This window comes from Pedobacter zeaxanthinifaciens (assembly GCF_003313335.1).
In the GTDB taxonomy this organism is placed as follows: domain Bacteria; phylum Bacteroidota; class Bacteroidia; order Sphingobacteriales; family Sphingobacteriaceae; genus Pedobacter; species Pedobacter zeaxanthinifaciens.
Genome location: NZ_QMHP01000011.1, coordinates 15,764 through 40,705, shown reverse-complemented (window position 1 = coordinate 40,705; position 24,942 = coordinate 15,764). Strand labels below are relative to the sequence as shown.

Annotated in this window: 18 protein-coding genes; 10 read left to right on the top strand and 8 right to left on the bottom strand. The window is 38.3% G+C overall.

Annotation, left to right across the window (positions count from 1 at the left end; all coding sequences use genetic code 11):
• Window positions 1–115 precede the first annotated feature (115 nt).
• From DUT68_RS15495 to DUT68_RS15485, 3 genes are read left to right on the top strand one after another with little or no spacing between them, the layout of a single operon-like run.
• Window positions 116–2,548 carry a penicillin acylase family protein gene (locus tag DUT68_RS15495; protein WP_113639216.1) on the top strand — a complete coding sequence of 811 codons (2,433 nt, stop codon included), beginning with the start codon at window positions 116–118 and terminating at the stop codon, window positions 2,546–2,548.
• Window positions 2,549–2,550: 2 nt separating this feature from the next.
• Complete coding sequence (locus DUT68_RS15490) at window positions 2,551–2,901, top strand: hypothetical protein (RefSeq protein ID WP_113639130.1); 351 nt, start codon at window positions 2,551–2,553, stop codon at window positions 2,899–2,901.
• 28 nt (window positions 2,902–2,929) lie between these two features.
• Window positions 2,930–3,916 carry a LuxE/PaaK family acyltransferase gene (locus DUT68_RS15485; RefSeq protein ID WP_113639129.1) on the top strand — a complete coding sequence of 329 codons (987 nt, stop codon included), beginning with the start codon at window positions 2,930–2,932 and terminating at the stop codon, window positions 3,914–3,916.
• A 75-nt stretch (window positions 3,917–3,991) separates the two neighbouring features.
• Here DUT68_RS15485 and tyrS read toward each other — a convergent pair whose 3' ends face one another.
• Window positions 3,992–5,275 (bottom strand): tyrosine--tRNA ligase, encoded by a 1,284-nt coding sequence (gene tyrS, locus DUT68_RS15480; RefSeq protein WP_113639215.1) that lies wholly within the window; start codon window positions 5,273–5,275, stop codon window positions 3,992–3,994.
• Between the two features lie 100 nt (window positions 5,276–5,375).
• On the opposite strand from tyrS, the gene DUT68_RS15475 reads away from it, so the two are divergent.
• From DUT68_RS15475 to DUT68_RS15465, 3 genes are all read left to right on the top strand, one after another.
• On the top strand, window positions 5,376–6,047 hold the full coding sequence (locus DUT68_RS15475; protein WP_113639128.1) for an ACP phosphodiesterase: 672 nt from the start codon (window positions 5,376–5,378) through the stop codon (window positions 6,045–6,047).
• A 1-nt stretch (window position 6,048) separates the two neighbouring features.
• Window positions 6,049–7,134, top strand: a complete 1,086-nt coding sequence (locus tag DUT68_RS15470; protein WP_113639127.1) for a putative type IX sorting system protein PorV2 — start codon at window positions 6,049–6,051, stop codon at window positions 7,132–7,134.
• Window positions 7,135–7,253: 119 nt separating this feature from the next.
• Entirely contained in the window at window positions 7,254–8,267 is a 1,014-nt protein-coding gene (locus tag DUT68_RS15465; protein ID WP_113639126.1) for a zinc-binding alcohol dehydrogenase family protein, read from the top strand.
• Window positions 8,268–8,280: 13 nt separating this feature from the next.
• On the opposite strand, the gene DUT68_RS15460 is transcribed toward DUT68_RS15465, so the two are convergent.
• The 4 genes from DUT68_RS15460 to DUT68_RS15445 all read right to left on the bottom strand — a co-directional run bounded on the left by DUT68_RS15460 (window position 8,281) and on the right by DUT68_RS15445 (window position 11,752).
• Window positions 8,281–8,661: a Fur family transcriptional regulator gene (locus DUT68_RS15460; RefSeq protein WP_113639125.1), complete on the bottom strand. Its 381-nt coding sequence runs from the start codon at window positions 8,659–8,661 to the stop codon at window positions 8,281–8,283.
• A gap of 85 nt (window positions 8,662–8,746) precedes the next feature.
• A complete protein-coding gene (locus tag DUT68_RS15455; protein ID WP_113639124.1) occupies window positions 8,747–9,709 on the bottom strand; it encodes an AAA family ATPase in 963 nt (320 codons plus the stop codon).
• Window positions 9,710–9,712: 3 nt separating this feature from the next.
• Window positions 9,713–11,080, bottom strand: coding sequence for a peptidylprolyl isomerase (locus tag DUT68_RS15450; RefSeq protein WP_113639123.1), 1,368 nt, complete (start codon window positions 11,078–11,080; stop codon window positions 9,713–9,715).
• Window positions 11,081–11,137: 57 nt separating this feature from the next.
• Window positions 11,138–11,752, bottom strand: a complete 615-nt coding sequence (locus DUT68_RS15445) for a hypothetical protein (RefSeq protein ID WP_237088354.1) — start codon at window positions 11,750–11,752, stop codon at window positions 11,138–11,140.
• Window positions 11,753–11,831: 79 nt separating this feature from the next.
• Between DUT68_RS15445 and DUT68_RS15440 the strand changes: the two genes are divergently transcribed.
• Window positions 11,832–12,449, top strand: a complete 618-nt coding sequence (locus tag DUT68_RS15440; RefSeq protein ID WP_113639122.1) for a hypothetical protein — start codon at window positions 11,832–11,834, stop codon at window positions 12,447–12,449.
• Entirely contained in the window at window positions 12,449–13,021 is a 573-nt protein-coding gene (gene rdgB / locus DUT68_RS15435) for an RdgB/HAM1 family non-canonical purine NTP pyrophosphatase (RefSeq protein WP_198659613.1), read from the top strand. The genes DUT68_RS15440 and rdgB overlap by 1 nt, the downstream gene beginning before the upstream one ends.
• A 70-nt stretch (window positions 13,022–13,091) precedes the next feature.
• On the opposite strand, the gene DUT68_RS15430 is transcribed toward rdgB, so the two are convergent.
• From DUT68_RS15430 to DUT68_RS15420, 3 genes are all read right to left on the bottom strand, one after another.
• On the bottom strand, window positions 13,092–14,909 hold the full coding sequence (locus DUT68_RS15430; protein ID WP_113639120.1) for a serine hydrolase domain-containing protein: 1,818 nt from the start codon (window positions 14,907–14,909) through the stop codon (window positions 13,092–13,094).
• Between the two features lie 42 nt (window positions 14,910–14,951).
• Window positions 14,952–16,604, bottom strand: a complete 1,653-nt coding sequence (locus tag DUT68_RS15425) for an amidohydrolase (protein ID WP_113639119.1) — start codon at window positions 16,602–16,604, stop codon at window positions 14,952–14,954.
• Window positions 16,605–16,982: 378 nt separating this feature from the next.
• Window positions 16,983–17,477 (bottom strand): cytidine deaminase, encoded by a 495-nt coding sequence (locus DUT68_RS15420; protein WP_113639118.1) that lies wholly within the window; start codon window positions 17,475–17,477, stop codon window positions 16,983–16,985.
• Between the two features lie 148 nt (window positions 17,478–17,625).
• Here DUT68_RS15420 and DUT68_RS15415 point away from each other — a divergent pair, with 148 nt between their 5' ends.
• Window positions 17,626–22,623, top strand: coding sequence for a translocation/assembly module TamB domain-containing protein (locus tag DUT68_RS15415; RefSeq protein ID WP_113639117.1), 4,998 nt, complete (start codon window positions 17,626–17,628; stop codon window positions 22,621–22,623).
• Complete coding sequence (gene tamL / locus DUT68_RS15410) at window positions 22,607–24,904, top strand: translocation and assembly module lipoprotein TamL (protein ID WP_113639213.1); 2,298 nt, start codon at window positions 22,607–22,609, stop codon at window positions 24,902–24,904. The genes DUT68_RS15415 and tamL overlap by 17 nt, the downstream gene beginning before the upstream one ends.
• Window positions 24,905–24,942: the final 38 nt, after the last annotated feature.

The following is a 24,942-nucleotide window of genomic DNA, read 5'->3' as shown; positions in this document are numbered from 1 at the left end:
AAGCATAGTATTTTTTAAAAAAGCTAAATTTGTTTTACCTTAATGGTTATTTATAATTAAATTGCATGCTATCTTTTCGTCTCGTTTCAAAAAGAAAAACCAAAGCTTACACCAAATGAACAGAGTTAAAGCACTACTATGTATTGTTATCCCTATCCTATTAGGATATGTGTTAAATACAAAATTTGGCGACCTTCCTCCCATAGCAAAATTCTTAAATCCTTTTACTGGATTTTGGCAAAATGCCGAACAAATGAGCCCGGCTAAAAAGAAAAAAATCGTTTTAAAGAATGCACAGAGCGATATTGAGATTGTATTTGATGACAGGATGATTCCGCATGTATTCGCTCAAAATGATCACGATTTATATTATGCACAGGGCTATGTTACGGCCATGCATCGCCTTTGGCAAATGGATTTTCAAACCCGTTTTGCAGCAGGCCGAATTTCTGAGGTGGTAGGTGAAAAAGCCATAGAAGTAGATAAATACCAACGACGCATGGGCATGGTTTACGGTGCAGAGAACTCTTTAAAAGGAATGATGGCCGACCGAGAATCGAGAGAAATGCTTTTGGCATATACACAAGGCATCAACGATTACATTAAATCCTTAAACAAAAGAAATTTACCTGTAGAATATAAGCTGCTAGATTTTAAACCGGAACAATGGTCGCCCATTAAATGTGCGCTGTTACTTAAACAGATGTCCGCAGTGCTGGCCATGGGTTCCGACGAATTTTACATGACTAACATTCTGAAAAAGTACGGACCCGAAATTACTAAAGATCTATTTCCTGACTATCCTTTTAAAGAAGACCCGATTATTCCAGTTGGTACTAAATGGGATTTCAAGCCGTTGGAAGTACCTGCTACACCAAAATCTTTTACCGAAATGATGAGTACGGGCATTGCTACCAAGCAAAAAGTGGAAGGTATTGGCAGTAATAACTGGGCAGTTTCTGGAGCAAAAACAGCATCGGGATATCCAATTTTAGCGAACGATCCGCATCTTGATTTGAGCTTGCCATCTATCTGGTATCAAATTCAATTGCATGCACCGGGCGTTAATGCATATGGTGTTTCTTTACCTGGCGCCCCTGGAATTATCATCGGCTTTAACCAAAACATTGCTTGGGGAGTTACCAATGTTGCAGCTGATGTGCTAGATTTTTATCAAATCAAGTTTAAGGATAACAGTCACAAAAACTATTGGTACAACAACCAATGGCAAGCTACGAAACCTCGATATGAAAAAATTAAAATCAAAGGCGCCGCAGATGTAATCGATACAGTTTACTATACACATCACGGACCAATTGTATATCTGCAAAAGGCAAATTATAGTAAAGCCAAAAACGTTCCTGTTGGTCATGCATTGCGTTGGATTGCGCATGATAGCTCAAACGAGTTGAAAGCTTTTTACTTGTTGAACCGCGGAAAAAACTACAACGACTACCGCAACGCATTGCCTTATTTTACTGCTCCTGCACAAAATTTTATTTTTGCTAGCGCAGATAATGATATAGCCATCACACCAAATGGAAAATTCCCGTTGAAATGGAAAAATCAGGGTAAATTTATTTTAGATGGAACTGATCCTAGTAACGATTGGCAAGGCTGGATTCCTGCAGCTCAAAATCCAACGGTGAAAAACCCGCCGCGTAACTTTGTAAGTTCGGCAAATCAATCCTCGACAGATCCAAGTTATCCTTATTACATTAACTGGGAATTTGCTCCTTATGAGCGAGGCAAACGTATTAACGACAGGTTAACTGCAATGAAAAATGCTACTGCGGATAGCATGCGAAATTTGCAAATGGATTCTTACGGCATTATGGCCGAAAATTTATTACCTTACATTATGCCTTTGGTTAAAAGCAACGAACTTAATGCTACGCAAAAAGAGGCTTTTAACATCACAGCTAAATGGAATAAGTATTTCGAAGCTAAATCAATTGCGGCAAGTGTATTTGATTTATGGACCAAACGACTATCTTTTGAAATTTGGGATGATGATTTCAATGACAAGGACGTGCCTATGCGTTACCCATCCAGAGATAGAACGATAGAGTTGATTCAGAAAGACCCTAATTCCAAATGGTTCGACAATGTAAAAACTTCGAAAAAGGAGAGCCTAGCGGATTTAGTAAATTCGTCTTTCAAATATGCTTGCGATAGCTTAGAGCGTAAATATGGCCCCATTGGTGAAGAATGGGAATGGGGTAATTTTAAAAATTCAAATGTACCTCACTTAGCCAAAATTCCGGGATTTGGATCTAAAAAGCTATTGATTGGTGGCGCTAAAAGTACAGTTAATGCCTTAAGCGAAAGCAACGGGCCATCTTGGAGAATGGTGATTGAATTGGGCAAAACACCGAAAGGGCATGGCGGTTATCCAGGCGGACAGTCGGGCAACCCTGGCAGTCCGTTTTACGACAACATGATTGACTCATGGGCAAAAGGCAAACTATACGATTTGTTCTTTATGCAATCCCCAACAGATCAGGGAGGAAAAATTATTTCACGTTACAAAATTTCAAAAAAATAGAAATGGTCTTCATCGTTATATTATTACTCGCTTTTTTAGCCCAAACCTTTTTACCCTGGTGGGCAATAATCGTTGTATCATTTGCTACCTGTGGCATCATCGGGAAAACCAGCAAAATCTCTTTTTGGCAGCCTTTTTTAGCTATTGTTGTATTATGGGTAGGTATGGCTTTATACAAAAGTTTCCCTAACAACCATTTGCTAGCTGGCAGAGTGGCTGTAATGTTCGGTATAAAAGTTTGGCCAGCAATACTTGCCGTTACCGCATTAATTGGCGGTTTGGCTGCAGGCATCAGTGGACTTTGCGGCTATCATTTCAGAAAAGCTACGATTCAAGCAAAAGCAAAGAATTAATCATTAAAAAACTTCGTATTTTTGCCCTGTGAACAACAACACAGGGCATTTTTTTTATATTCAAAACGAGACGCAGTTTAATGAGATTGCTTTGGCTACTTTTAGGCATCAAGCTGCGAATTGTAAAGTGTATGCGGAATATATCTTCCACCTAAAAGTTGACCTCGACGCTATAACACACTACAGCCAAATTCCTTTCCTACCTATTAGCTTTTTCAAATCTCACTCGGTAATTAATGGCACTAAACCTGTAGAAATTACCTTCAGTAGCTCAGGAACTACAGGCCAAATCACCAGCAAGCATTTAGTTCAGGATTTATCAATTTATGAAGAGAGCTATAACAAGGCGTTTGAACTGTTTTACGGACCTGCGGAAAATTGTTGCCTGCTTGCGTTGTTGCCATCATACTTGGAACGCGACGGATCATCACTAATTTACATGGTGGACGACTTGCTTAAACAGAGTAAGCATCCACTTAGCGGTTATTTTCTTCATAACCATCAGGAACTTTACCATACACTTTTACAGCTTCAACTGGCTAAACAAAAAACCATATTGATTGGTGTAACTTACGCCCTACTGGATTTTATTGAGCAATATCAACTTAATTTCCCAGAACTTATTGTAATGGAAACCGGCGGAATGAAAGGCAAAAGGAAGGAAATGGTGAGGGCTGAATTGCATCAGCTACTTTCGGCAGCTTTTGGTGTAGCGCATATCCACAGCGAGTATGGCATGACAGAATTACTTTCCCAAGGTTATTCTAAAGGTGAAGGTATATTTGAATGCCCACCTTGGATGAAAATTTTATTGAGAGATACCTCTGATCCGTTGAGCATTTTAGATGAAAAGTATACCACCGGCGGCATTAATGTGATTGACCTAGCCAACATTAACTCCTGTTCATTTATTGCTACGCAAGATTTAGGCAAACTGCATGGACAAGGAAAATTTGAAATTATGGGTCGATTTGACAATGCGGATATCAGAGGTTGCAACTTACTAGTGCAGTAGGCGCTAAGTAATGCTAACTTTTAACAATAAAAAAATGCCACATCAAAAATGTGGCATTTTACTTTAAACCTTATGCTATTCTGCAATTATTAAGAAGTAATTTTTCTTTCCTTTTTGAGCTACTAAAAACTCATTGTTAATTAAATCAGCTATACCGAAAGTGGCATTCAAATCAGCTACTTTATTTTTATTGATACTTAAACCGCCACCTTGAACTGTCTTTTTCACATCCCCTTTTGATGGAAAAGCGGTTGTTTTTTCAGCTAACAAAGTTGGTGCATCCATACCTGAGGCTAACTCAGCTTTTGAGATTTTAAACTGCGGGATCCCTTCAAAGATATCCAGCACCTCTGCAGCGGATAATCCATCCAAAAATGCTAAAGAACCATTTCCAAATAAAAACTCAGAAGTTTTGATGGCTGTTTCCAACGCTTCGGCAGAGTGAGTTCTTACGGTGATATCTTCCGCCAGTGCTTTTTGTAAAATCCTCAAATGTGGTGCTTCATCATGTTGTGCCTCCAAAGCTTCAATCTCCTCCTTGCTTTTTAAGGTAAAAATTCTGATCCAAGCTTTAACATCACTATCAGATGAGTTTAACCAAAATTGATAGTATTTGTAAGGCGAAGTTTTAGCGGGATCCAACCAAATAGCACCACTTTCGGTCTTGCCAAATTTAGTTCCATCTGCTTTTTTAATCAGTTGCGTTGTTAAAGCATACGCCGTACCTTGATCTTTTCTTCTGATCAATTCGGTACCCGTTACAATATTACCCCACTGATCTGACCCACCCATTTGCAAAATACAATTGTGGTGTTTCCATAGGTAGTAAAAATCGTAGCCTTGTACCAGCTGGTAACTAAATTCAGTGAACGACATTCCATTATCGCCTTCCAAGCGCTTTTTCACGCTGTCTTTAGCCATCATGTAATTCACGGTGATGTGTTTACCTACCTCACGAATGAAATCCAAAAAATTGAAGTTTTTGAACCAATCGGCATTATTTACCATTACAGCACCATTGCCTTCATCCTGAAAGTTTAAAAACTTAGCCAACTGCCTTTTCATTCCTTCCAAGTTGTGGGCTACCATTTCTTCAGTTTGTAAATTACGCTCATCAGATTTTCCCGATGGATCTCCCACCATTCCTGTAGCGCCGCCCACTAAAGCAACTGGTTTATGCCCCGCCCTTTGAAAATGAATTAAGGTCATGATTTGGGTTAAATGCCCCACGTGTAAAGAATCAGCTGTTGGATCGAAACCGATATAACCAGCGCACATGCCTTCATTCAGTTTCTGTTCAGTATCTGGCATAATATCATGCAACATGCCTCTCCAACGTAATTCTTCTACAAAATTTATCATCTTTTTTTAACGATTTTGGGCACAAAGATAACAATTAGCTGATTAACTAATTAGCCAATTATCGAATGATTTGAGGCATTTAGATTATATTTACGGAATGAACTTTCTTTCGCATTACTATTTTGAGCAACAAAGTAGCAGTCCTGAAATGGTATTAGGAACTGTACTTCCTGATTTGCTTAAAAATGCGAATAAAAATTGGAGCATCCATCCTGAAAAGAAAGCTGATTTATTTGACCAAACTCAAACTTCAGCCATTTTGCAAGGCTGGAAACGTCATTTAGAAGTTGATCGCATTTTTCATTCGGCACCGTTTTTTAATCAAAAAATGCAGGAGCTCAAAAATCTGCTGATTCCAATTTTGACCGAAAGTCCGGTACGACCTTCATTTTTAGCGCACATAGGTGTGGAGTTATTGTTAGATCACCTGCTTATTGCATACGGAAAAATTAATGTGAGCAAATTTTATGAAAAGCTAGATACCGTTAATGAAGACGCACTTACCGATTTCCTAAAACTTTGCGCTATTGACGATGTAGATCATTTTTTCAAGTTTTACCAAAGTTTTAAATCTAGCCGATACCTATTAAGCTATCAAAAACTAGAGAACATTGCTTATGCCCTTCAACGTATTTGCATGCGTTTATGGGAACATCCGTTTACCGAAAAAACTAATTATCAGCTAATTTCTATCTTGGAATTTTACAAAACCCAATTAGAAGTTGATTTTATGGTTATATTTGAGGAAATAGAAAACAAGCTCAACTAACATGCGCAAGTATCGGCTACTTATTCCTTTATTGTTTTTTGCAGTAACCATTAAAGCTCAACGCAAATACAGCAATGAGTTTTTAAATTTGGGAGTAGGTTCTTCGGCCTTTGGTTTATCAGGCTCCGTTGTGGCAAGTGTAAATGATGTAACAGCAGGTTATTGGAATCCGGCTGGTTTGGCACGTATGGAAACACCACGCCAGGTGAGCTTTATGCACTCCGAATACTTTGCAGGAATAGCTAAATATGATTATGGTTCATTTGCTACCAGCGTACAAGATAATACTGCGGTAGTTGGCGCCTCGGTGCTACGTTTTGGCGTTGACGATATTCCCGATACATCGGAACTTATTGATGCCGATGGTAACATCAACTACGATAGAGTGAAGAAATTTTCTGCCGCTGATTACGCTTTTATTTTCTCCTATGCCCGTAAAAAAGGCAAGAAAAATCAAATTGGCGAAGGTGACGGACTGAGCTACGGAGCTAACGTAAAGGTAATCCATCGTTTAGTTGGTGAATACGGAAAATCATGGGGTTTTGGCCTTGATGCCGGTATACAATACAAGAAAGGAAAATGGGCTTTGGCTGCTGTAGGAAGAGATATCACTTCCACTTTTAACTCTTGGAGCTATAATGCAGATAAGTTATCTACTGTTTTTGCTCAAACTGGTAATGACATCCCTAAAAGCTCCACAGAAATCACCAATCCACGCATTGTTTTAGGAGCAGCATACACCACCGCCATCAGCGAAAAATTCAACTTAATGGCTGAAACCAATATCAATTTAACTACTGATGGACAGCGTAATGTATTGGTAAGTGCAAATCCAGTAAGTGCCGATCCGACCTTGGGTTTAGCCGTGGATTATAAAAAAACCATTTACTTACGTGGCGGCGTTGGCAACATTCAAAAGTCTACAGATTTTACAGGCAAACAAATTTACACCTACCAACCTAACATGGGCGTTGGTATTAAAATTAAAGGCTTTTCTTTGGATTATGCACTCACCAACGTAGGCAACACGTCTGATGCACTTTACAGCAACGTATTCTCTATCCGATTAGATTTTGACAATAGGTAATTATTCCTTGTTAAAATTTCTTTTGCATTAACCTGAGGTCGGGACATCTTTCACAAAACAACTTTTTCATGACAGGCTAAATCCTAATACCTTCTAAATTTGTGGAAAACCCCAACATCATGAAAGCCGTAGGATTTAAAACTTCTCTTCCAGTTACCGCAGCAGAAAGCTTCGTTGATTTCGAAACAGCAACACCTAGCCCCAAAGGCAAAGATTTACTCGTTAAAATTAAGGCAATTGCAGTTAACCCTGTTGATTATAAAATAAGGCAGAACGCAGCAAAAGATACGACTTTGGCTGAACCTAAAATTATTGGCTGGGATGCTTGTGGTGTAGTGGAAGCGATAGGAGAAGAAGTTAGTTTATTTAAAGTTGGCGATGAAGTTTATTATGCTGGCGACATTACCAGACCTGGATGCAACGCCGAATATCAGCTGATAGATGAACGCATAGTAGGAAAAAAACCAAAAAGCATAAGTTATGAAGCCGCAGCGGCAATGCCCTTAACCTCGTTAACAGCATGGGAAATCCTTTTTGACCGCATCCGTATCAGTCAAGAAAAAGATAAAAATAAAACGATTTTGATTTTAGCGGGTGCTGGTGGTGTAGGTTCAATTGCTATTCAGTTGGCTAAAAAAATAGCTGGACTAAAAGTAATCGCAACTGCATCAAGGCCTGAGAGCATCAATTGGTGCAAAAAAATGGGGGCAGATGTAGTAGTAAATCATAAAAATTTAGTGGAAGAAGTGAAGAATGCAGGTTTTGAGTATGTTGATTTCATTTTAGATTTTGTTGATGTAAACAACTACTGGGATGCCATGGCTGATCTCATTAAACCGCAGGGACATATCGCTTCTATTACTGGTAGCGCAACGCCAGTAGCTTTAAACAAACTGAAAACAAAAAGTGCAAGTTTCTCATGGGAGTTCATGTACACGAGGTCTTCATTTCAAACCGAAGACATGATTGAACAACACCATATTTTAAATAAAGTAAGTGACCTGTTGGACGAAGGTGTTGTGCAACACACACTTACCGAAACTTTAAATGGCTTATCGGCAGCTAACGTGAAAAAAGCACATGCGCAACTGGAATCTGGAACTACAATTGGCAAGCTGGCAATAAAATACTAAGTTGGTAGCGGAATTACGAACAATTTGGGCACAAGCCCGATAAGGTAAAATTCACCTCTTTCACTTGATATTGCTTAGGTAACTTAAAGGTGGGCTCCACATCTTCCAAGCAAGTTACTGCTTTGCATTTTTCACAGCTAAAATGTACGTGGTTGTGGTGGTGATGTTGAGTTTCGCATTGGTGGCATTCGGCATATTTGATTACGCCATCTACATTCACAATGCGATGGACAGCACCTTCATCTACCAATCGATCTAATACACGGTAAATAGTTACACGATCGCAAACATCATTCAACGCCTGTTGTATTTCTGGCTGCGACAAAGCAACGGGAGAAGTACTAATTAGTTTTCTAATTTCTGTTTTAGCTATCGTGTTACGTGTGATCTTCATCTTTAAAGGCAAATACAAATATACTAAAACTAACTTGAGTTGCTCGGAACCCGTTCCAAAGTATACTCAAGCTTGACAAAACCTGCTAAAATAAGTTTTTGATAATTTGTTCAATGCTTAAACCTTCGGCTTCGGCCCTATAATTTCGTACAATTCTGTGTCGCAAAATGCCTTCTGCAACAGCTTGCACATCTTCAATATCTGGTGAATATTTGCCCGAGATTGCCGCATGACATTTAGCGCCTAAAACCAAAAACTGTGATGCCCTAGGACCTGCGCCCCAAGAAATGAACTTGTTGATTTCGGCAGTTGCGAATTCACTATTTGGACGTGTTTTAGCCACTAGTTTCACCGCATACTCCAATACGTTATCCGTAACGGGGATGTTTCTAATTAACTTTTGGAAATACTGAATTTGGCTAGCATCAATTAATTTCTGCAATTCAACGGTATGGTTGCTTGTTGTATTTTTTACTATGGTCAACTCATCCGCAAATGCTGGATAATCCAATGAAATATTGAACATGAAACGGTCTAACTGCGCTTCAGGTAGTGGGTAGGTTCCCTCCTGCTCAATTGGGTTTTGCGTAGCTAGCACAAAAAATGGCTGTGGCAACCCATGTGTAACACCCGCAGCCGTCACTGCTTTTTCTTGCATCGCCTCTAGCAGGGCCGCTTGAGTTTTAGGCGGCGTTCTATTGATTTCATCAGCCAAAATGATATTTGAAAAAATTGGCCCCTTAATAAACTTAAATTGCCTATCCTCTCCTAAAATTTCGGCACCAATGATATCGCTTGGCATTAAATCTGGAGTAAATTGAATGCGGTTAAAGTTGAGGTCGAGCACATTAGCTACCGTTTGCACCAATAAAGTTTTGGCCAATCCCGGTACGCCTACTAACAAACAATGCCCATTGCTAAAAATAGCAATGAGCACTGACTTTACAATTTCATCCTGTCCAATTACAACCCTACCTATCTCACTTTGTATATTTTTAAATGATTGATGCAAGGCATCAACGGCTTCTACCTCATTTTTAAACTGCATTGGCTACTTACTATCTTTCTTTTTTACCCAAAGTTTCAATTCGTCACAAGTTTCAAATTCCTCGTCAACTCTAATATAAGTAGTTTCTTTTCGTTTTTCAAACCATTCGCTCATCACTTTTGATTCTTTTTCTTGCTGCGCTTTTTCTTTGAACTTTGGATAATCCTGTTCTAAACTTGCCTTATGCGGTGGAATTTTAGATTTCAGGAAGAAGATTTTATAGCCTTCCTTACCTGTTTTTTGGTCGTTAAAGGCAACTGGCTTAGAAATACCACCAACTTTCATGGTATCAATTACCACAAACACTGCTGGGTCTAATTTCTCCACCGGAACAAATGTGGTTCTAGCAGTTTGATTATCCGCATACAACATCATACCACCATTATATTGCGTTTCTTTATTATCCGAATACAATGAAGCTGCCGTAGCAAAAGGCAATTTCTTATCAATTAAATTATTGTAGATACTATCTGCTTTTAACTTAGTGCGTTCTAAACTTTGTGCTGTACTTTGCGGACGAATCAAGATGTGTCTTACATGGGCCTGCTCTCCACGGCGCTCAATTACCTGCACAATATGGTAGCCATACTCTGTTTCAAATATCGGCGACATTTCTCCAGCTTTCAATTTAAAAGCCCAGGCAGTGAATTCTTTCACCATCGTTTGCCTGTCAATAAAACCATAATCACCGCCCTCAGATGCCGAACCCGGATCCTCGGAATAAGTACGAGCTAAGAAACCAAAATCCTCACCACTCTTTACACGCAGGCGGATAGCTTCTAACTTATCATAATATTTTTGTTTTTCAGCTTTTGTTAGCTTAGGTTGAAGTACAATTTCTCCAACTTCTACTTCAGCACCAATATCTGGCAAACTATCTTTAGGATAAGTATCAAAATATTTTTTCACCTCTAAAGGAGTAACGTTGGTGTGCTCCGTAATTTTGGCTTGCATTTTTTGCGCAATCAAACCTTCTTTTACGTCAGGGCGCATTTCATCTTTATACTGTAAAACAGATTTTTGAAGAAAACGCTCTAAATTTTCCTGTCCACCCATGCGTTGAATTTGATAGCGCATACGTTTATCCAATTCGTCATCAACTTGAGTTTCCTCCACTACGATAGAGTCAATTTCTGCTTGTTGCTTCAACAACTTTTGCACTAGCATTTGCTGTAAAAAGTAACATTTAGCTCTGGTATCGGCAGGATTACCTTGGTTAAGGTAAATGGCATATTGCTGGTTAAGATCAGAAAGCAAAATGATATTGCTACCCACAACGGCTACTACCTTATCTAAATTAGGTTTAGGCTGAGCCTTTACATTCAAGAACAAACACATTAAGATGCTTGCTATTGATAAAATTTTCTTCATTAGTATGCTAAATCTATAATATAAGTTGCAAAGTTAAAATTATTAAGCGTAGAAGCATCAATTTGCTGAGCCTTTGGCCATTTTTTTCAACTCTGATTGATTAATTTTAATCTTGTATTTTGTACGTAAGCTGGCAATCCAATCTGCCTCTAGCTGTTGTTGGTAATCGCCTACCACTTGACCTCTAATTTCATCAAACTGCTTGCCATCGTAATTTTTGCTGTGATTGGAAAAATAAGTTTTTAGCTGTTCATCATCTTCCTGCACTTTTCCCCATATTTTCTGCTCACACACATTAAACATCAACACGCCCTCCCTGTACTCATTCATAATATAATTGTACTCAGGTGTGTCTGAAGCTATTTTTTGCTGCGCCTTTAAAGCACTTTCGTATCCAGCAATTTCCTCTTTGTAACTATCTTGGTTATCCAAACCTAAGGCCTTAGCTTCCGCTACTTTCAACTTAAAATTGATGTATAAGTTCAAGTAATCTTCAAGCTCCTTGTACGAAACGGAATTTTCACCGATGTGATTCTTTTTGTACACCCATAAAAATTCCTTACTACTTATTGGGCTACCATTAATAGTTGCTACATATTGAGCAAAGGCTAGGTTTCCCAAAGCAATAAAAAAAACAACCAAATAAGCTTTTTTCACAAAAGACGCGTTCATTGATTAATGGATAAAAGTAATAATTTAAGGTGCTATAATAAGATATTTAACTAATTTTAACAGAAATTTTTTCCATCAAATGAATAGCAACCAACTTATAACTAACGAAGAAGCGCTACGTTTATTCTTTAATGATGATGTATATTTAGTTGGCGATGTTCCTGTAGTTGAAAATAGCGCAAATATTATCACGGAAAACATTGATAATAAAACAACTAATGCTTCTACTACGGCTAACCAAACCAGTTCAGCAGCACCAGAAGTTGAGGTGCCAAATTTAACTCAAAACACACCTATTCAGCCTAAAAGTTTTGATTTTAAGCATTTGGGGAAAAACGAAAAAGGTATTCTTATTTTGGTTAACGACCAGCAAAACCCAGTGAGTACCAACCAAGGCACAGAACTATTGAGAAAACTGGTATTATCCATCAACTTAAAAAATGCTGATTTTGCCTTGCTCAATTACGCCACTTATACCGATGCGAAGTTTGAGGATTTACATTCCTTCTTCGCATGTAAAATGGTTTTTGCCTTTGGCGTAGCTCCAACCACTTTGGGGTTAAGTGAGATGCAGCTTCACCAACTTCATGAGCTAAATAAAATCAAATTCATTTTTACGCATAACCTGCATGATTTAGACGGTGATAATGCGGCTAAAAGAGTGCTTTGGGCAACCTTAAAAACCTTGACTTTATGATAAGAAAACTAGTTTTTGCCACTAATAACATCCACAAAACGGAAGAGGTAGCAAAAATATTGAGCCCAGATTATGAGGTGCTAAATTTAAAAGACATTAACTGTTTAGTTGACATCCCAGAAACTGGCGATAGCTTTGCTGTAAATGCCACGCTAAAAAGCACTTATGTATTTGATAATTTTGGCCTAGATTGCTTTTCAGATGATAGCGGATTAGAAGTTGAAGCTTTGAACAACGCTCCTGGCATTTTTTCGGCGAGGTACAGCGGCATTAAAGACGACCAAATTAACCTTGAACTGCTGCTTAAAAATATGGAAGGACAAACTAACAGAAAAGCCAGGTTTAGAACCGTCATATCCTTAATTCAAAATGGAAAGAACCATTTGTTTGAGGGCACCATTGAAGGTACAATTAGAACTTCACCTAGCGGGAACAAAGGATTTGGTTACGACCCAATTTTCCAACCTAATGGTTATGAAATCACTTTTGCAGAGATGGAAATGACCGAGAAGAATAACATTAGCCACAGGGCTTTAGCAATGCAGCAACTTATTTCGTTTTTGAAACAATAGCTATTCTGCCGCATTGAAATTGATATTTAGCAAAAATAATCCCTACTCACTCATGTGGTAGGGATTTCTTTTATTTCTTCGATTTGTCTATCGCTTTGTTAATTACATCTTGTATGCGGGGCCTGATATTTAACTTCCCTAACATTTCGCTAACTGTTGGGTGAACACGGTTAGTTAGGATGATGTAGATCATGTTTCTTGCAGGGTCAGTCCAAACGCCGATACCAGTATAGCCCGTGTGGCCAAAGGTTTGCGGCGAGGCTAATTCAGAAGGATATTTCTTGGTTGTATCTGGGTCCCATCTATCAAACCCTAAACCTCTACGGCTCACGTTCGACTGACGGCTGGTAAACATATCTACCGTTTGAGGCGTAAAATATTGCTCGCCACCGTAAGTTCCCTTATTTAAAAGCATTTGATTATAGATGGCCAAATCATTTGCACTGCCAAATAAACCTGCATGGCCTGCTACCCCTCCTTTTAGCGCAGCACCTTGATCATGTACGTAACCTTCTAACAAAGTTTTTCTAAATGCTTTGTCGTCTTCTGTAGGTACAATTTTGTCCTTCGCAAAGCGATTACGAGGTAAATAACCCGCAGTTTGCATGCCTAGTGGCACATAAAAATTTTGTTGTACATACTGATCTTCTGGCATTTCCGAAAGATGCTCCACAATATCCTGCATTACATACATGCTGATATCACTATACACATAACTTCCCTTGGTTTTGATAGGCGAGTTAAGCATTTTAGGCCACATAAAATCATTAAAAAAGCCTTTTTTGATGTAATAATTATCTGCCACTTTAGTTGGATAAGCCGCAGAAGAATCTCTGGCATAATCTCCCTCTTTCACGTAATTGTGAAAAGGAATGTAAGGAATGAAGCCCGCTTGATGCAACATTACATCTCTCACCAATGTGCCATTCATTGGTGTATTGCGAGCTTTGGCAACATAGTACCCAACGTTGGTATCTAACTTTAGTTTTTGCTGCTCAACCAATCGCATAACGCTAGGCGTGGTAGCAGTTACTTTAGTTACCGATGCCAAGTCGAAAATATCCGTTACTTTATCCGGCATTACATTGTCGTAGGTATGGTAACCAAAAGCTTTGTTGTAAATCACCTTACCATCCTTTGCTACCAAGACCACCATACCCGGACTAGCCTTTTTAGCTATTCCTTCATTGGCGATAGCTTCAATTTCACTTAAATCATCGCTATTTACCCCAGCATCTTCAGGTACGGTATATTTTAAACGGGTAACTTTTGTGGTATATCCTGTGCCCTTAACATATTTAGCCGAATAATTTTTAGTAAGCAGATGTTCAGCGGCTATTCCTCCAAAAATTACCTGCGGTGCTATCATTGCCGCTTCCTCGTTATTTTGAGCGCTCCAAACTAAAGGCGCATTAAGCAAATCTAAGGTGGCTAGGGAACTACCATTTCCAAATAATGCCACTACTACATTTTTACTCTTTGCGATATCCATAATGAAGTTGATGTACTTTCCATTTTTTGCCATTTCATCATCCAAAGCAATTAATAAGGTGTTGTAAAACTTCACATCATCTTCCAAATCATTCAGCGTAGTGGAATCAGCATATTTTGCAGCACTCAACTTGGCAACCGCAGCGTATTTGTTAAGTAAGCTATCAAATCCCAATTGATATTTGTAGCCCAAGTCAACAGATACAAATCTTTTATCAGAAAGGCCTACAATAGGAATAAAATTTTGTGCGTTGTTCAATAACACGGTGCTTTTCACCACGTCGCCCATTGTATTTAGGCGGCTCTGATTCTTTTTGTGATCTTGCGCACAAGCATTTAAAGTAGTAAGTAACGTTAAGCAAACGGCAATTAGGCCTATCAGTTTGTCTTTTCTCATCAGTATATTATCTCTAGTCAAAAAAATTAGTTCAACACTTTATTAGTTTTTACGCGGCGCAGCTTTATCGTAAACCTTCTCGCCATTAAGGTAGGTTTTAATCACCTTATTTTTCAAAATTTGCTGTTGGTTGGCGGTGAGCAAATCGTTTTCCATGATCACAAAATCAGCTACTTTACCTACTTCCAAACTGCCTTTTTGCTTTTCTTCGAAATTTGCTTTAGCCGCCCAAATAGTCATTCCTCGAAGCGTTTCTTGGGGAGTTAATGCATTCTCCATTTGAAAACCTCCTTCAGGGTAATTAGCAGCATCTTTTCTGGCTGTAGCGGCATAAAATGTTAACATGGGGTTAATTTGCTCCACTGGAAAATCAGTTCCTAATGGTATCCAACCATTTTGTTTGAGCAATTGTTTGTAGGCATAGGCCCCTTTAATGCGGTCTTTACCTAAACGATCTTGTGCCCAATACATATCCGATGTAGCATGTGTTGGTTGTACAGAAGGCACCACCTTTGCCTTACCAAACAAGTCAAAATCCTGAGGGGCAACTACTTGTGCATGCTCAATACGCCAACGCCTATCATTATTAGGTTCTAAAATTTTATTGTAAATCTTCAAAATCGCCCTGTTAGCAGAATCGCCGATGGCGTGGGTACACATTTGGAAATTATGCTCGTAAATTTTCTTTGCAACTTCTTCAAAATGACTTAGGTTGCTCAATAGAAAACCTGTTTTTTGCGGCATATCAGTATACGGATGCAGTAAACATGCTCCACGTGAACCTAGTGCACCGTCTGCATAAACTTTAAACGAGCTCACATTTAATCTATCGGTTTTAATTGCTCCACGTTTGAAAAGGTAATCGTAATTTTTCTGGTTATCAGAAAGCATCACATAAAACCTCATTTTAATATCGCCGTTTGCCTGCAATTTTTCCAGTCCCTCAACTGCGTCGTAATTTAAACCACAATCATCAATGGTAGTTAAGCCAACTTCAAAACAATTAGCCTGCGCCTGTAGCAGTAAGGCTTTCATTTCTTCCTTTGTTAAGCTTGGAATTTTGCTGGCCACTAAATCCACTGCGTTATCAATAAGCACGCCAGTGATTTTACCATTATCTACCATAATTTCGCCGCCAGTTAATTCAACTGCTTTGGTGATACCGGCAGCATCAAGTGCTTTTTGATTAGCAATTGCGGCATGACCATCAATTCTGGTTAATAGCACTGGCCTGTTAGGGAAAAGTTCATCTAATTTCTCCTTGGTAGGAAACTGTTTTTGCGGCCAATCATTTTGGTCCCAGCCTCTACCGGTTAGCCAACCATTAGGATGCTCAGCTGCGAAAGTTTTTAACCGTGCTAAAATTTCGTCCCAAGATTTAGTTTCAAAGAGATTGGCGGTATTTAAACTTTCAGCATAACCAAAAAAGTGCGCATGAGCATCTATAAAACCGGGGTAAATGGCTTTACCGTTAGCATCTAGCATTTCCGCCGCCGGATATTGCTTTTTGATTTCTTCCGAATTGCCTAGGGCAAGCACCTTGCCATCTTTTACTGCCATAGCCTCCGCAATGGTAAACGCACTATCCACGGTGTATATTTTTGCGTTGAACACTACTAAATCTGCCTTTGGCTTACCGCAAGCACTTAAAATTACCAATAAAGTTGCTAGGAGCAACAACCTCGCATGAGTCATATGATGATTAGTTTTAATGCTAAAGATAAATGTTTAACGAAATAAAACGTCTGTATTTTTATTGATACCTAGCAAGAAATTTCTAAACGAGGTAAAAAACTTCATTCCACAATTTATACTAATATTTCCACAATCATACGGGAAAAAATCGCCTCAAATTCCACAGCACTTAAAATGGCACACCGCATATAAGCTCAAAAAACGCACATTTTTGCAATGGCATCATTTTTATATATGAATAGTATCTACCTGTGAAAAACATAAGACATTCTCACCTGCTTATGTAAGCGACCTCATCTACCTGTGTAAAAACATCTTTTTTGGAAATTACTGCCGCAATTTGGCGGTTTAACCTACTCCGAAGATTCATCATTTTAGCTAAGCCTTACTGGCCAGTCTATCTTCTACAAAAACAAAAGGCAGTAAACTTTTGATTCCATTTACTTTGATAATTTGTCCGCTTAAACAGTAAAATATTACTGCAATTGGTGATTGTTGTTTTTGCTCAAACTCGGCCATTACTTGTAAACATGCGCCACAAGAAGTTACCGGATTTTTAATATCGAAATTTTCAGTAAAGGCAGTGATGGCCATAGTGCTGATTACCGCATGTGGTTTGCTTGCGCCAATAGCAAAAAGTGCCACTCGTTCTGCACACAAACCAGAAGGATAAGCTACATTTTCTTGATTACTTCCAAGTATAATTTCGCCATCGGCCAGCTGTATTGCTGTACCTACTTTAAATTTAGAATAAGGCGAGTAAGAAGTGCCTAACGCTTCTTCAGCCCTAATACACAATAACTTATCCTCTAATGAAAGCTCATTTATATGCTCGTAGGTTTCGTAAGTAATTTTAAAATCAAGTACATTCATAAACTAAACATACAAATTTGGAACAATATATGTTAAAATTGATGCGATAAGTTGGCAACAAAATCAAACTTTATGATTTAAGCATTGTTTACTAATTGGGTTTTAAAACCTGAATTAACACATAATAAACCATCAAATTTAATCTCGATTGAATAAGTATTTTAGAAAAGGCCTAAAAATTGTATTATGGATTATTGCCAGCGTTATACTATTGGTAGTGTTGGTTGCCTTCTCTCTCAATATCCCTGCGGTACAAAACTTTGTTAAAAACAAGGCCATTAATTACCTGAAAAATAAGACTAAAACAGAAGTACGACTGGAAAGTATTAAAATTGCTTTACCCAAAGATGTGGTGCTGAATAAGTTTTATATCGAAGATCTTAATAAGGACACCCTACTTTACGCTGAAAAACTACAGGTAGACATTAGCTTATTTAAACTTCTAAAAAATACGGTAGAGGTTAATTACATTGAACTTAAAAACATCAGAGCAAATGTTAAACGGGTTAATCCGGATACAACTTTCAATTTTTCATTTTTAGTTGATGCCTTTGCAAGCGAGCAGAAAAAACCAGAAGAAAAAGTGGAGAAAGATACCACTTCAACACTTAAGTTTTCCGTAGATAAAATCCGATTTGAAAATATAGGAATTACCTACAAAGACGATGTAGCTGGCAACAATGTGAAGTTTTATCTAGGTAAATTGGAAACGAAGATTAAGGATTTCGATTTACAAAACCAGCGTTATGTAATTAAAGATTTTATTGTAGATAACACCTCGTTATTATACTTACAACAAAAGCCTTTAACACAACTGGTACAGCACATTACCAATAGCGTAGATAGCGCCGAAAAGGAAAAAGGAAAACTACCTACCATTGAGGTTCAAAAATTTGAGTTCAATAAAGTGAAAGTGAACTATGATGATCAATTGACCACTACCAATGTTGTTGCCGACGTTAACCGACTTCATTTTAACAATTTAAAAGTTGACTTGACTAATGCAAGTTACACCACCGATAATGCCGAACTGGCCAATTCTTTTGTAAAGTTTGCTTTTAGACCCGCACCAAGTAACGACTTGGATAAAGTGCAGGATACTGTTGACGTTAAAGAGTCGTCTTTGGCTTTAGCTATTAAAAAAATCAATTTGGTTAACAACCATTTGCAGTATGATAACTTAGGCGTAAAACCTTTGAAAAAAGGTATTGACTTTAATCATTTAGATATTAATGGGCTAAACTTAGGTGCTGAGGAAGTTAATTACAGCAGCAAAGGAATTACTGCAAAGGTTAAAAATGGCTCATTGAGCGATAAAAGTGGCTTCGTACTGAATGCTTTGAGAGGTGATGCAATTTATAACGATAAACAAATTAAGCTTAATAACTTTGTGCTAAAAACGCCAAATACCAGTATAGAAAACGAAACTGACTTAAGTTTTAGTTCCATCACTGATTTGAGCAAAAATCCTGAGCGAGTAAAATTGGCCATCAATTTAAAAAACACCACTATTGGTTTAAAGGATGCCACATTTTTCAGCAATGCTTTACCTGCACAGTATACCAATCAAAAGATTAAAGTAAACGCAAAAATAAATGGCTATCTCAATCGCTTAAACATTCCTCAACTTCAAATTAGCGGCTTAAGAAACACCCAAATTGATATTAATGGAAAAGCAAATAACATTACTGATGTAAACAAGGCTTTCCTGGATCTTAACATCAGAAAAATATATCTCACCAAGGGTGATATCATTGCAGTTGTACCTAAAAAATCGTTACCACCAAGCATTGAATTGCCTAACGTAATTGATGCCAATGGTAAATTTAAAGGCTCGTTAAGTGATTTTTCTACCAACTTAAATGTAAGATCAGACATGGGCGGCGCAGTACTTATGGCAACCATGAAAGGGCCTAAAGGAAAAGAAAGCTATAACGCCGCAATTAACCTTAATAACTTTAACGTTGGGAAGCTGCTGAAACAACAACCTACACTAGGTAGAGTTTCGGCAAAGGCAAATGTGAGTGGCACTGGTTTAGATGCTAAAAAAATCAATGCAAAATTTAATGCAACTGTGTTGAGTGCCTACTACAATAAATACAATTATCGCAACCTTCAGTTATCTGGTAATTATGTAAATCAGAAAGTAGCGATTAAAGCAAAAATGCCTGATAGCAATGCAAACTTTGAAATTAATGCCAATGCTAACTTAGCAGGGAAATACCCCTCGGTAAAAGCCAACGTGGCACTGAAACAGGTTGATCTTCAAAAGTTAAACTTCAGTAGTACCGAATTCAAACTTGCTGGAAATATTAAAGCCGATATTGCAACTGCAGACGTAGATTACCTGAACGGCGATGTTTTTGCTACTGGACTACAATTGGTTAAAGAAGGTAAAAAATTCAATGTAGATACCATTCAACTTAAGGCAGTTTCTACTGCTACCGAAAATAAATTAGCGTTAAAATCTGAATTGATTAGCGCCACTGTGGACGGAAAGTATCAATTGAGTAAAGTAGGCAATGCAATTATCAACCAAATCAATAAGTATTATGAATTTGGAGAGGTAACCAATATACCTCCACAACGGATTCGATTTACGGCAAATATCTATAACCCAAAATTCTTAAAAGATTTTGTACCTGCCTTAACCACTTTTGCGCCTTCTAGAATTAATGGTTTAATTGATACAGAAAAAGACAGCTTGTTGATGAACGCCGTGTTCCCGAAAGTGGCCTACAACGGTATTAACTTGGACAGCATAAAACTGAACGTAAATAATGATGCACAAAAACTGAACTACAAGTTACTTGTAAACAGCATTCAAAATACTTCAATTGCCTTGTTTAATACCGAGATATCGGGCTCAGCGGCTGATAACAAACTTGATTTAAATGTTTTCTTAAGAGATAGACAACGTAAAGACAAATATGTAATTGCCGGTATTTTTCAATCGATTAACAAAGATTTTAGGTTCAGTCTTGATCCACAAAAGTTATTATTAGACTATGAAAAATGGACTGTTGCGCAGGACAACTACATTCAGTTTGGTCAATCGGGAATTTTAGCACACGAGTTTAATATCAGTCAAGGTTCGCAGTTACTGAGCATCAATAGCACTTCTGAACAACCTAATGCACCTTTGGATGTAGAATTCAAGAACTTCCAAATCGAAACGTTGATGAAATTTGCCGAAACAGATACTGCTTTGGTAGGTGGAGCAATTAACGGCGACGTAAATGTAAAGGATTTGGCAAGCAACCCTAAATTTGAAGCCGATTTAACCATTAACAAGTTACGTTACCAAAAAGATGAACTAGGCGATTTAAGAGCTATTGTAAACAACAATACTGCTAATGCATTTGAGGTTGATGCTAGCTTAAAGGGCGTTCATGAATTATCAGCTAAAGGATTTTATTATACCGCACCGCAAAGCAGTTTAGACCTTAGCGTGAACATTGAAAAAATTGACCTTACACAAATTGAAAGTGTTAGTGCGGGGCAAATCAAAGAAGGAAGGGGTACTATTTCTGGTCAATTCACCATTAAAGGAACACCATCGCAGCCGCAAGTTTTAGGTGCGTTAAAGTTTAATGATGCCGGAATGAGGATTGCTTACATTAACTCCTATTTTACTATGCCAACGCAGGAAATTGCGTTCAATAATCAAGGTATACGTTTCAATAACTTTACTTTGGTTGATTCGTTGGGCAATAAAGCTAGCGTAAATGGAAATATCAACACATCCGACTTCAACAACATTCGCTTTGGCTTGGATATTAAAACTGATAATTTCAGGGCAATGAACTCCACCGCAGCTGACAACGACATGATTTACGGTACGGTTTACCTTAGCAGTAACATTAAAGTGCGTGGCAATTTGAACCAGCCGGATGTTAACATGAATGTAACTGTAGAAAAGGGTACGAAGTTTTATTTCGCTATGCCAGTAAATGATCCATCGGTAATTGATCAAGAAGGAATTGTACAGTTCATTGATGCAGATGCGCCTCCGTTTAACGGGCAGAAAGATTTAAAGACGGATAGCGTGAGTAAATCGCCAATCAAAGGAATTAATTTAGTAGCCGATATTAATGTGGATCCAGAAGCGGAACTTAACGTAGTAGTGGATCCAGCCAATGGTGATATGCTAAGTATTAAAGGAGACGCAGATTTGAACGCTACCATGGACCCTAGCGGAAAAATTAGTATGACTGGGCGTTATGAAGTAGTAGATGGATCTTACAGCCTTTCGGTAGGGCCTTTAGGCAAAAAACCATTTAAACTTGTGAAAGGAAGTACCTTAATTTGGACCGGCGAACCAACTGAGGCAAACATCAATTTAACCGCTCTATACGAAGTTAATGCTGCACCAATAGATTTACTGAACCAACCAGATTTAGTACAAGCCAAAACTAAAATGCCTTTTCAGGTTTATCTTTACATGAAAGGAGAACTGCTCAAACCTATCATTTCCTTCAAAATTGACTTACCTGAAAACGAACGAGGAACTGAAATTGGAAGTTTAGCTTACACTAAATTACAAACGGTTAATAGAGATGAAAATGAACTGAATAAGCAGGTTTTTGCCTTACTGGCACTTAATCGTTTCATTGCCAACAACCCATTCCAAAGTTTAGCTGGCGGCGGTGGCGGCGTGTCTACCTTGGCACGTTCGAGCGTGAGCAAGTTATTAACCGAACAGTTGAACAATTTGGCTTCTGACTTGATTCAGGGTGTAGATTTGAACTTCGGCGTAAACTCGTCCGAAGATTACTCGACCGGTAGTTTAGAGCAAAAAACTGATTTGGAGCTCGGTATCTCAAAGAAACTTCTTAACGATCGCCTAACAGTAACCGTAGGAAGTTCGTTTGCTTTGGAAGGACCTCAGCAGGCCAACCAAAATGCCACCAACATTGCCGATAACGTAAATGTTGAGTATGCACTTTCTAGAGACGGAAGATATCGTTTAAGAGCATACCGACGCAATCAAACTGAAAGTGTGGTACAAGGCCAAATCATTGAAACCGGACTAGGATTTACCTTAGTAGTTGACTATAACAGATTTAAAGAAATATTCCAAAAACGTAGAAATAGATACAGAGATGAAGCAGAACAAAGACCAAAAGATGAAAAAGCTAATTAAATTTTGTGTTTTCATGTTGGCCTGTATTCTGCTTGCCAACTGTAGCAACACTCGTTACCTCAAACCGGGGCAAAACCTGTATATCGGGGCTGAAGTTAAAATCAATCCCGATTCCAATTCGAAAATTGACAATGCAAAGCAGGTGAAAAGTGCTTTAGAAGATAGGACCCGCCCCAGGCCTAACAAAAGCATTTTAGGTTTGCGCCCTAAACTGTTTATCTACAACTTAGCAGGGCAACCTAAAAAGCCAAAAGGAATACGAAATTGGTTACGTAATAAAGTTGGAGAACCGCCCGTGCTAATGACCGAGGTAAAGTTAAAATACAACAACGATGTGCTCAAAAGCTACTTGATTAGTCAGGGGTATTTGCAAGCCGAAGTTACTGGCGACACCGTGATTAAGCGTAGACGAGGCAAAGCCATATACACCGCTGTAACTGGCACCAGATATAAAATTAACCAAATTACTTTCCCACCAGATACTGGAGATTTAACGCATATCATCAATGCAAACAAAGATAAATCCTTATTAAAAACTGGTGATTATTATGATTTGGAAACCTATAAAAATGAGCGCATTAGAATTGATAATGACTTAAAGGAAAGTGGCTATTTTTATTTCAGCCCTGAACATTTGATTTTGCAGGTAGATAGTACCATTGGTAACCATCTGGTAAATGTTAATGTAAGAATTAAAAGTATCGCTCCAGATGCGTCCCTGAAACCGTACACCATCAGAAATATCAATATTTATCCTAGTTACAGCTTACGTCGCGATAGCGTGTTACGAAATTTGAAGCCTTTGCAATACAACGATTTCAACATTTACGATAACAGGAATACTTATAAACCTAGAGTTTTTGATCGGCTTGTGTTTTTCAGAAAAGGCGAAAGATACAATCGAAAAGACCATAACCAATCCTTAAACAGGATGGTAAATTTAGGCGCCTTCCAAGATGTAAGAGCCGAGTTTTTGCCGATCGATAGTTTTAAGAATAACCAATTAAATCTCAACATCTATCTTACTCCGTTAAAGAAAAATTCACTAACGTTTTCTATTCTGGGCACAAACAAATCCAATAATTTTGTGGGTTCGGAATTAAAGATTACACAAACTACTAGAAACATTTTTAGAGGTGCTGAACAACTTGATGTGAGTGCTAGCGGAGGTTTTGAAACACAATACAGCGGCCAATCCAAAGGCTTAAACTCCTACTCGCTAACGGGCGAAGCTAAGTTGACATTGCCGCGTTTTATCGTTCCTTTTTACAAACCGCAAAGTACGGCAGCTTTCATTCCAAAAACAATCATTTCCTTAGGTTATCAATTACTAAGTAGAGATACTGTTTACAAACTTAATTCATTTAAAGCGCAGTACGGCTACAACTGGAAAGAAAACCAATTTAAAGAACACAACTTAAATCCAGCTTCGGTGAATTTAGTGGTTTCCAATAAAGACACTACCTCGCTTGGCTATCAACAGTTAATTAGAGATAATCCTGGTTTACAATATACTTTAGAAGACCAGTTTATCATTGGAAGTAATTACAACTTCACCTACACCAACCAAATGCAGGAAAAACGCCGCCATAACCTTTACTTTTTTGGAGGATTGGAAACCAGCGGTAACTTATGGGGACTATTTGTACCGAAAGGTGAAAACGGTGATAAAAGGTTATTCAACATTCAATTAACGCAGTTTGTAAGGGTTGAAACCGATTTGAGAAGTTACTACAAAGTGGCCCCAAAAGTGGTTTGGGCTAACCGTTTGAATTTAGGTTATGGTTATGCATACGGCGGAAGTACTTCGTTGCCTTTCGTTCGTCAGTTTTTTGCAGGAGGAACTAACGATATTAGAGCATTCAGAGCAAGATCACTTGGCCCAGGAACCTACAAGATTAAAGATGATGCAACATTTGCAGATCAAGGTGGAGATATTAAAATGATGCTCAATTCAGAGCTTAGGTTTAAAATTGTGAGCATTTTACATGGTGCTGCATTTGTTGATGCGGGTAACATTTGGCTGCGTAAAGAAGATCCAGACCGCCCGGGATCAGAATTTAGTTTGAAAAACTCCATCAGTGAATTTGCCGTGGGAACCGGTGTAGGATTAAGAGTAGATGCTACTATTTTTGTAATCAGATTAGATGGCGCATTTCCTATTCGCAAGCCATTTTTGCCTAGCGGCCAACGTTGGGTAATTAATGACATTGATTTCGGCAGTAAAATTTGGAGAAGAGATAATTTGGTACTTAATATCGGTATTGGTTATCCGTTCTAAAGTGCCCCAAGTTAAAACTAAAACAACTCAATTTAGTT

Excerpts from the sequence above, each read along its gene's own strand:
- DUT68_RS15420 (WP_113639118.1), bottom strand. The coding sequence starts at position 17,477 with ATGAATGTACTTGATTTTAAAATTACTTACGAAACCTACGAGCATATA.
- DUT68_RS15465 (WP_113639126.1), top strand. The coding sequence starts at position 7,254 with ATGAAAGCCGTAGGATTTAAAACTTCTCTTCCAGTTACCGCAGCAGAA.
- DUT68_RS15425 (WP_113639119.1), bottom strand. The coding sequence starts at position 16,604 with ATGACTCATGCGAGGTTGTTGCTCCTAGCAACTTTATTGGTAATTTTA.
- DUT68_RS15495 (WP_113639216.1), top strand. The coding sequence starts at position 116 with ATGAACAGAGTTAAAGCACTACTATGTATTGTTATCCCTATCCTATTA.
- tamL (WP_113639213.1), top strand. The coding sequence starts at position 22,607 with ATGAAAAAGCTAATTAAATTTTGTGTTTTCATGTTGGCCTGTATTCTG.
- DUT68_RS15445 (WP_237088354.1), bottom strand. The coding sequence starts at position 11,752 with ATGAACGCGTCTTTTGTGAAAAAAGCTTATTTGGTTGTTTTTTTTATT.
- DUT68_RS15455 (WP_113639124.1), bottom strand. The coding sequence starts at position 9,709 with ATGCAGTTTAAAAATGAGGTAGAAGCCGTTGATGCCTTGCATCAATCA.
- DUT68_RS15475 (WP_113639128.1), top strand. The coding sequence starts at position 5,376 with ATGAACTTTCTTTCGCATTACTATTTTGAGCAACAAAGTAGCAGTCCT.
- DUT68_RS15460 (WP_113639125.1), bottom strand. The coding sequence starts at position 8,661 with ATGAAGATCACACGTAACACGATAGCTAAAACAGAAATTAGAAAACTA.
- DUT68_RS15450 (WP_113639123.1), bottom strand. The coding sequence starts at position 11,080 with ATGAAGAAAATTTTATCAATAGCAAGCATCTTAATGTGTTTGTTCTTG.
- DUT68_RS15440 (WP_113639122.1), top strand. The coding sequence starts at position 11,832 with ATGAATAGCAACCAACTTATAACTAACGAAGAAGCGCTACGTTTATTC.
- DUT68_RS15470 (WP_113639127.1), top strand. The coding sequence starts at position 6,049 with ATGCGCAAGTATCGGCTACTTATTCCTTTATTGTTTTTTGCAGTAACC.
- DUT68_RS15430 (WP_113639120.1), bottom strand. The coding sequence starts at position 14,909 with ATGAGAAAAGACAAACTGATAGGCCTAATTGCCGTTTGCTTAACGTTA.
- DUT68_RS15490 (WP_113639130.1), top strand. The coding sequence starts at position 2,551 with ATGGTCTTCATCGTTATATTATTACTCGCTTTTTTAGCCCAAACCTTT.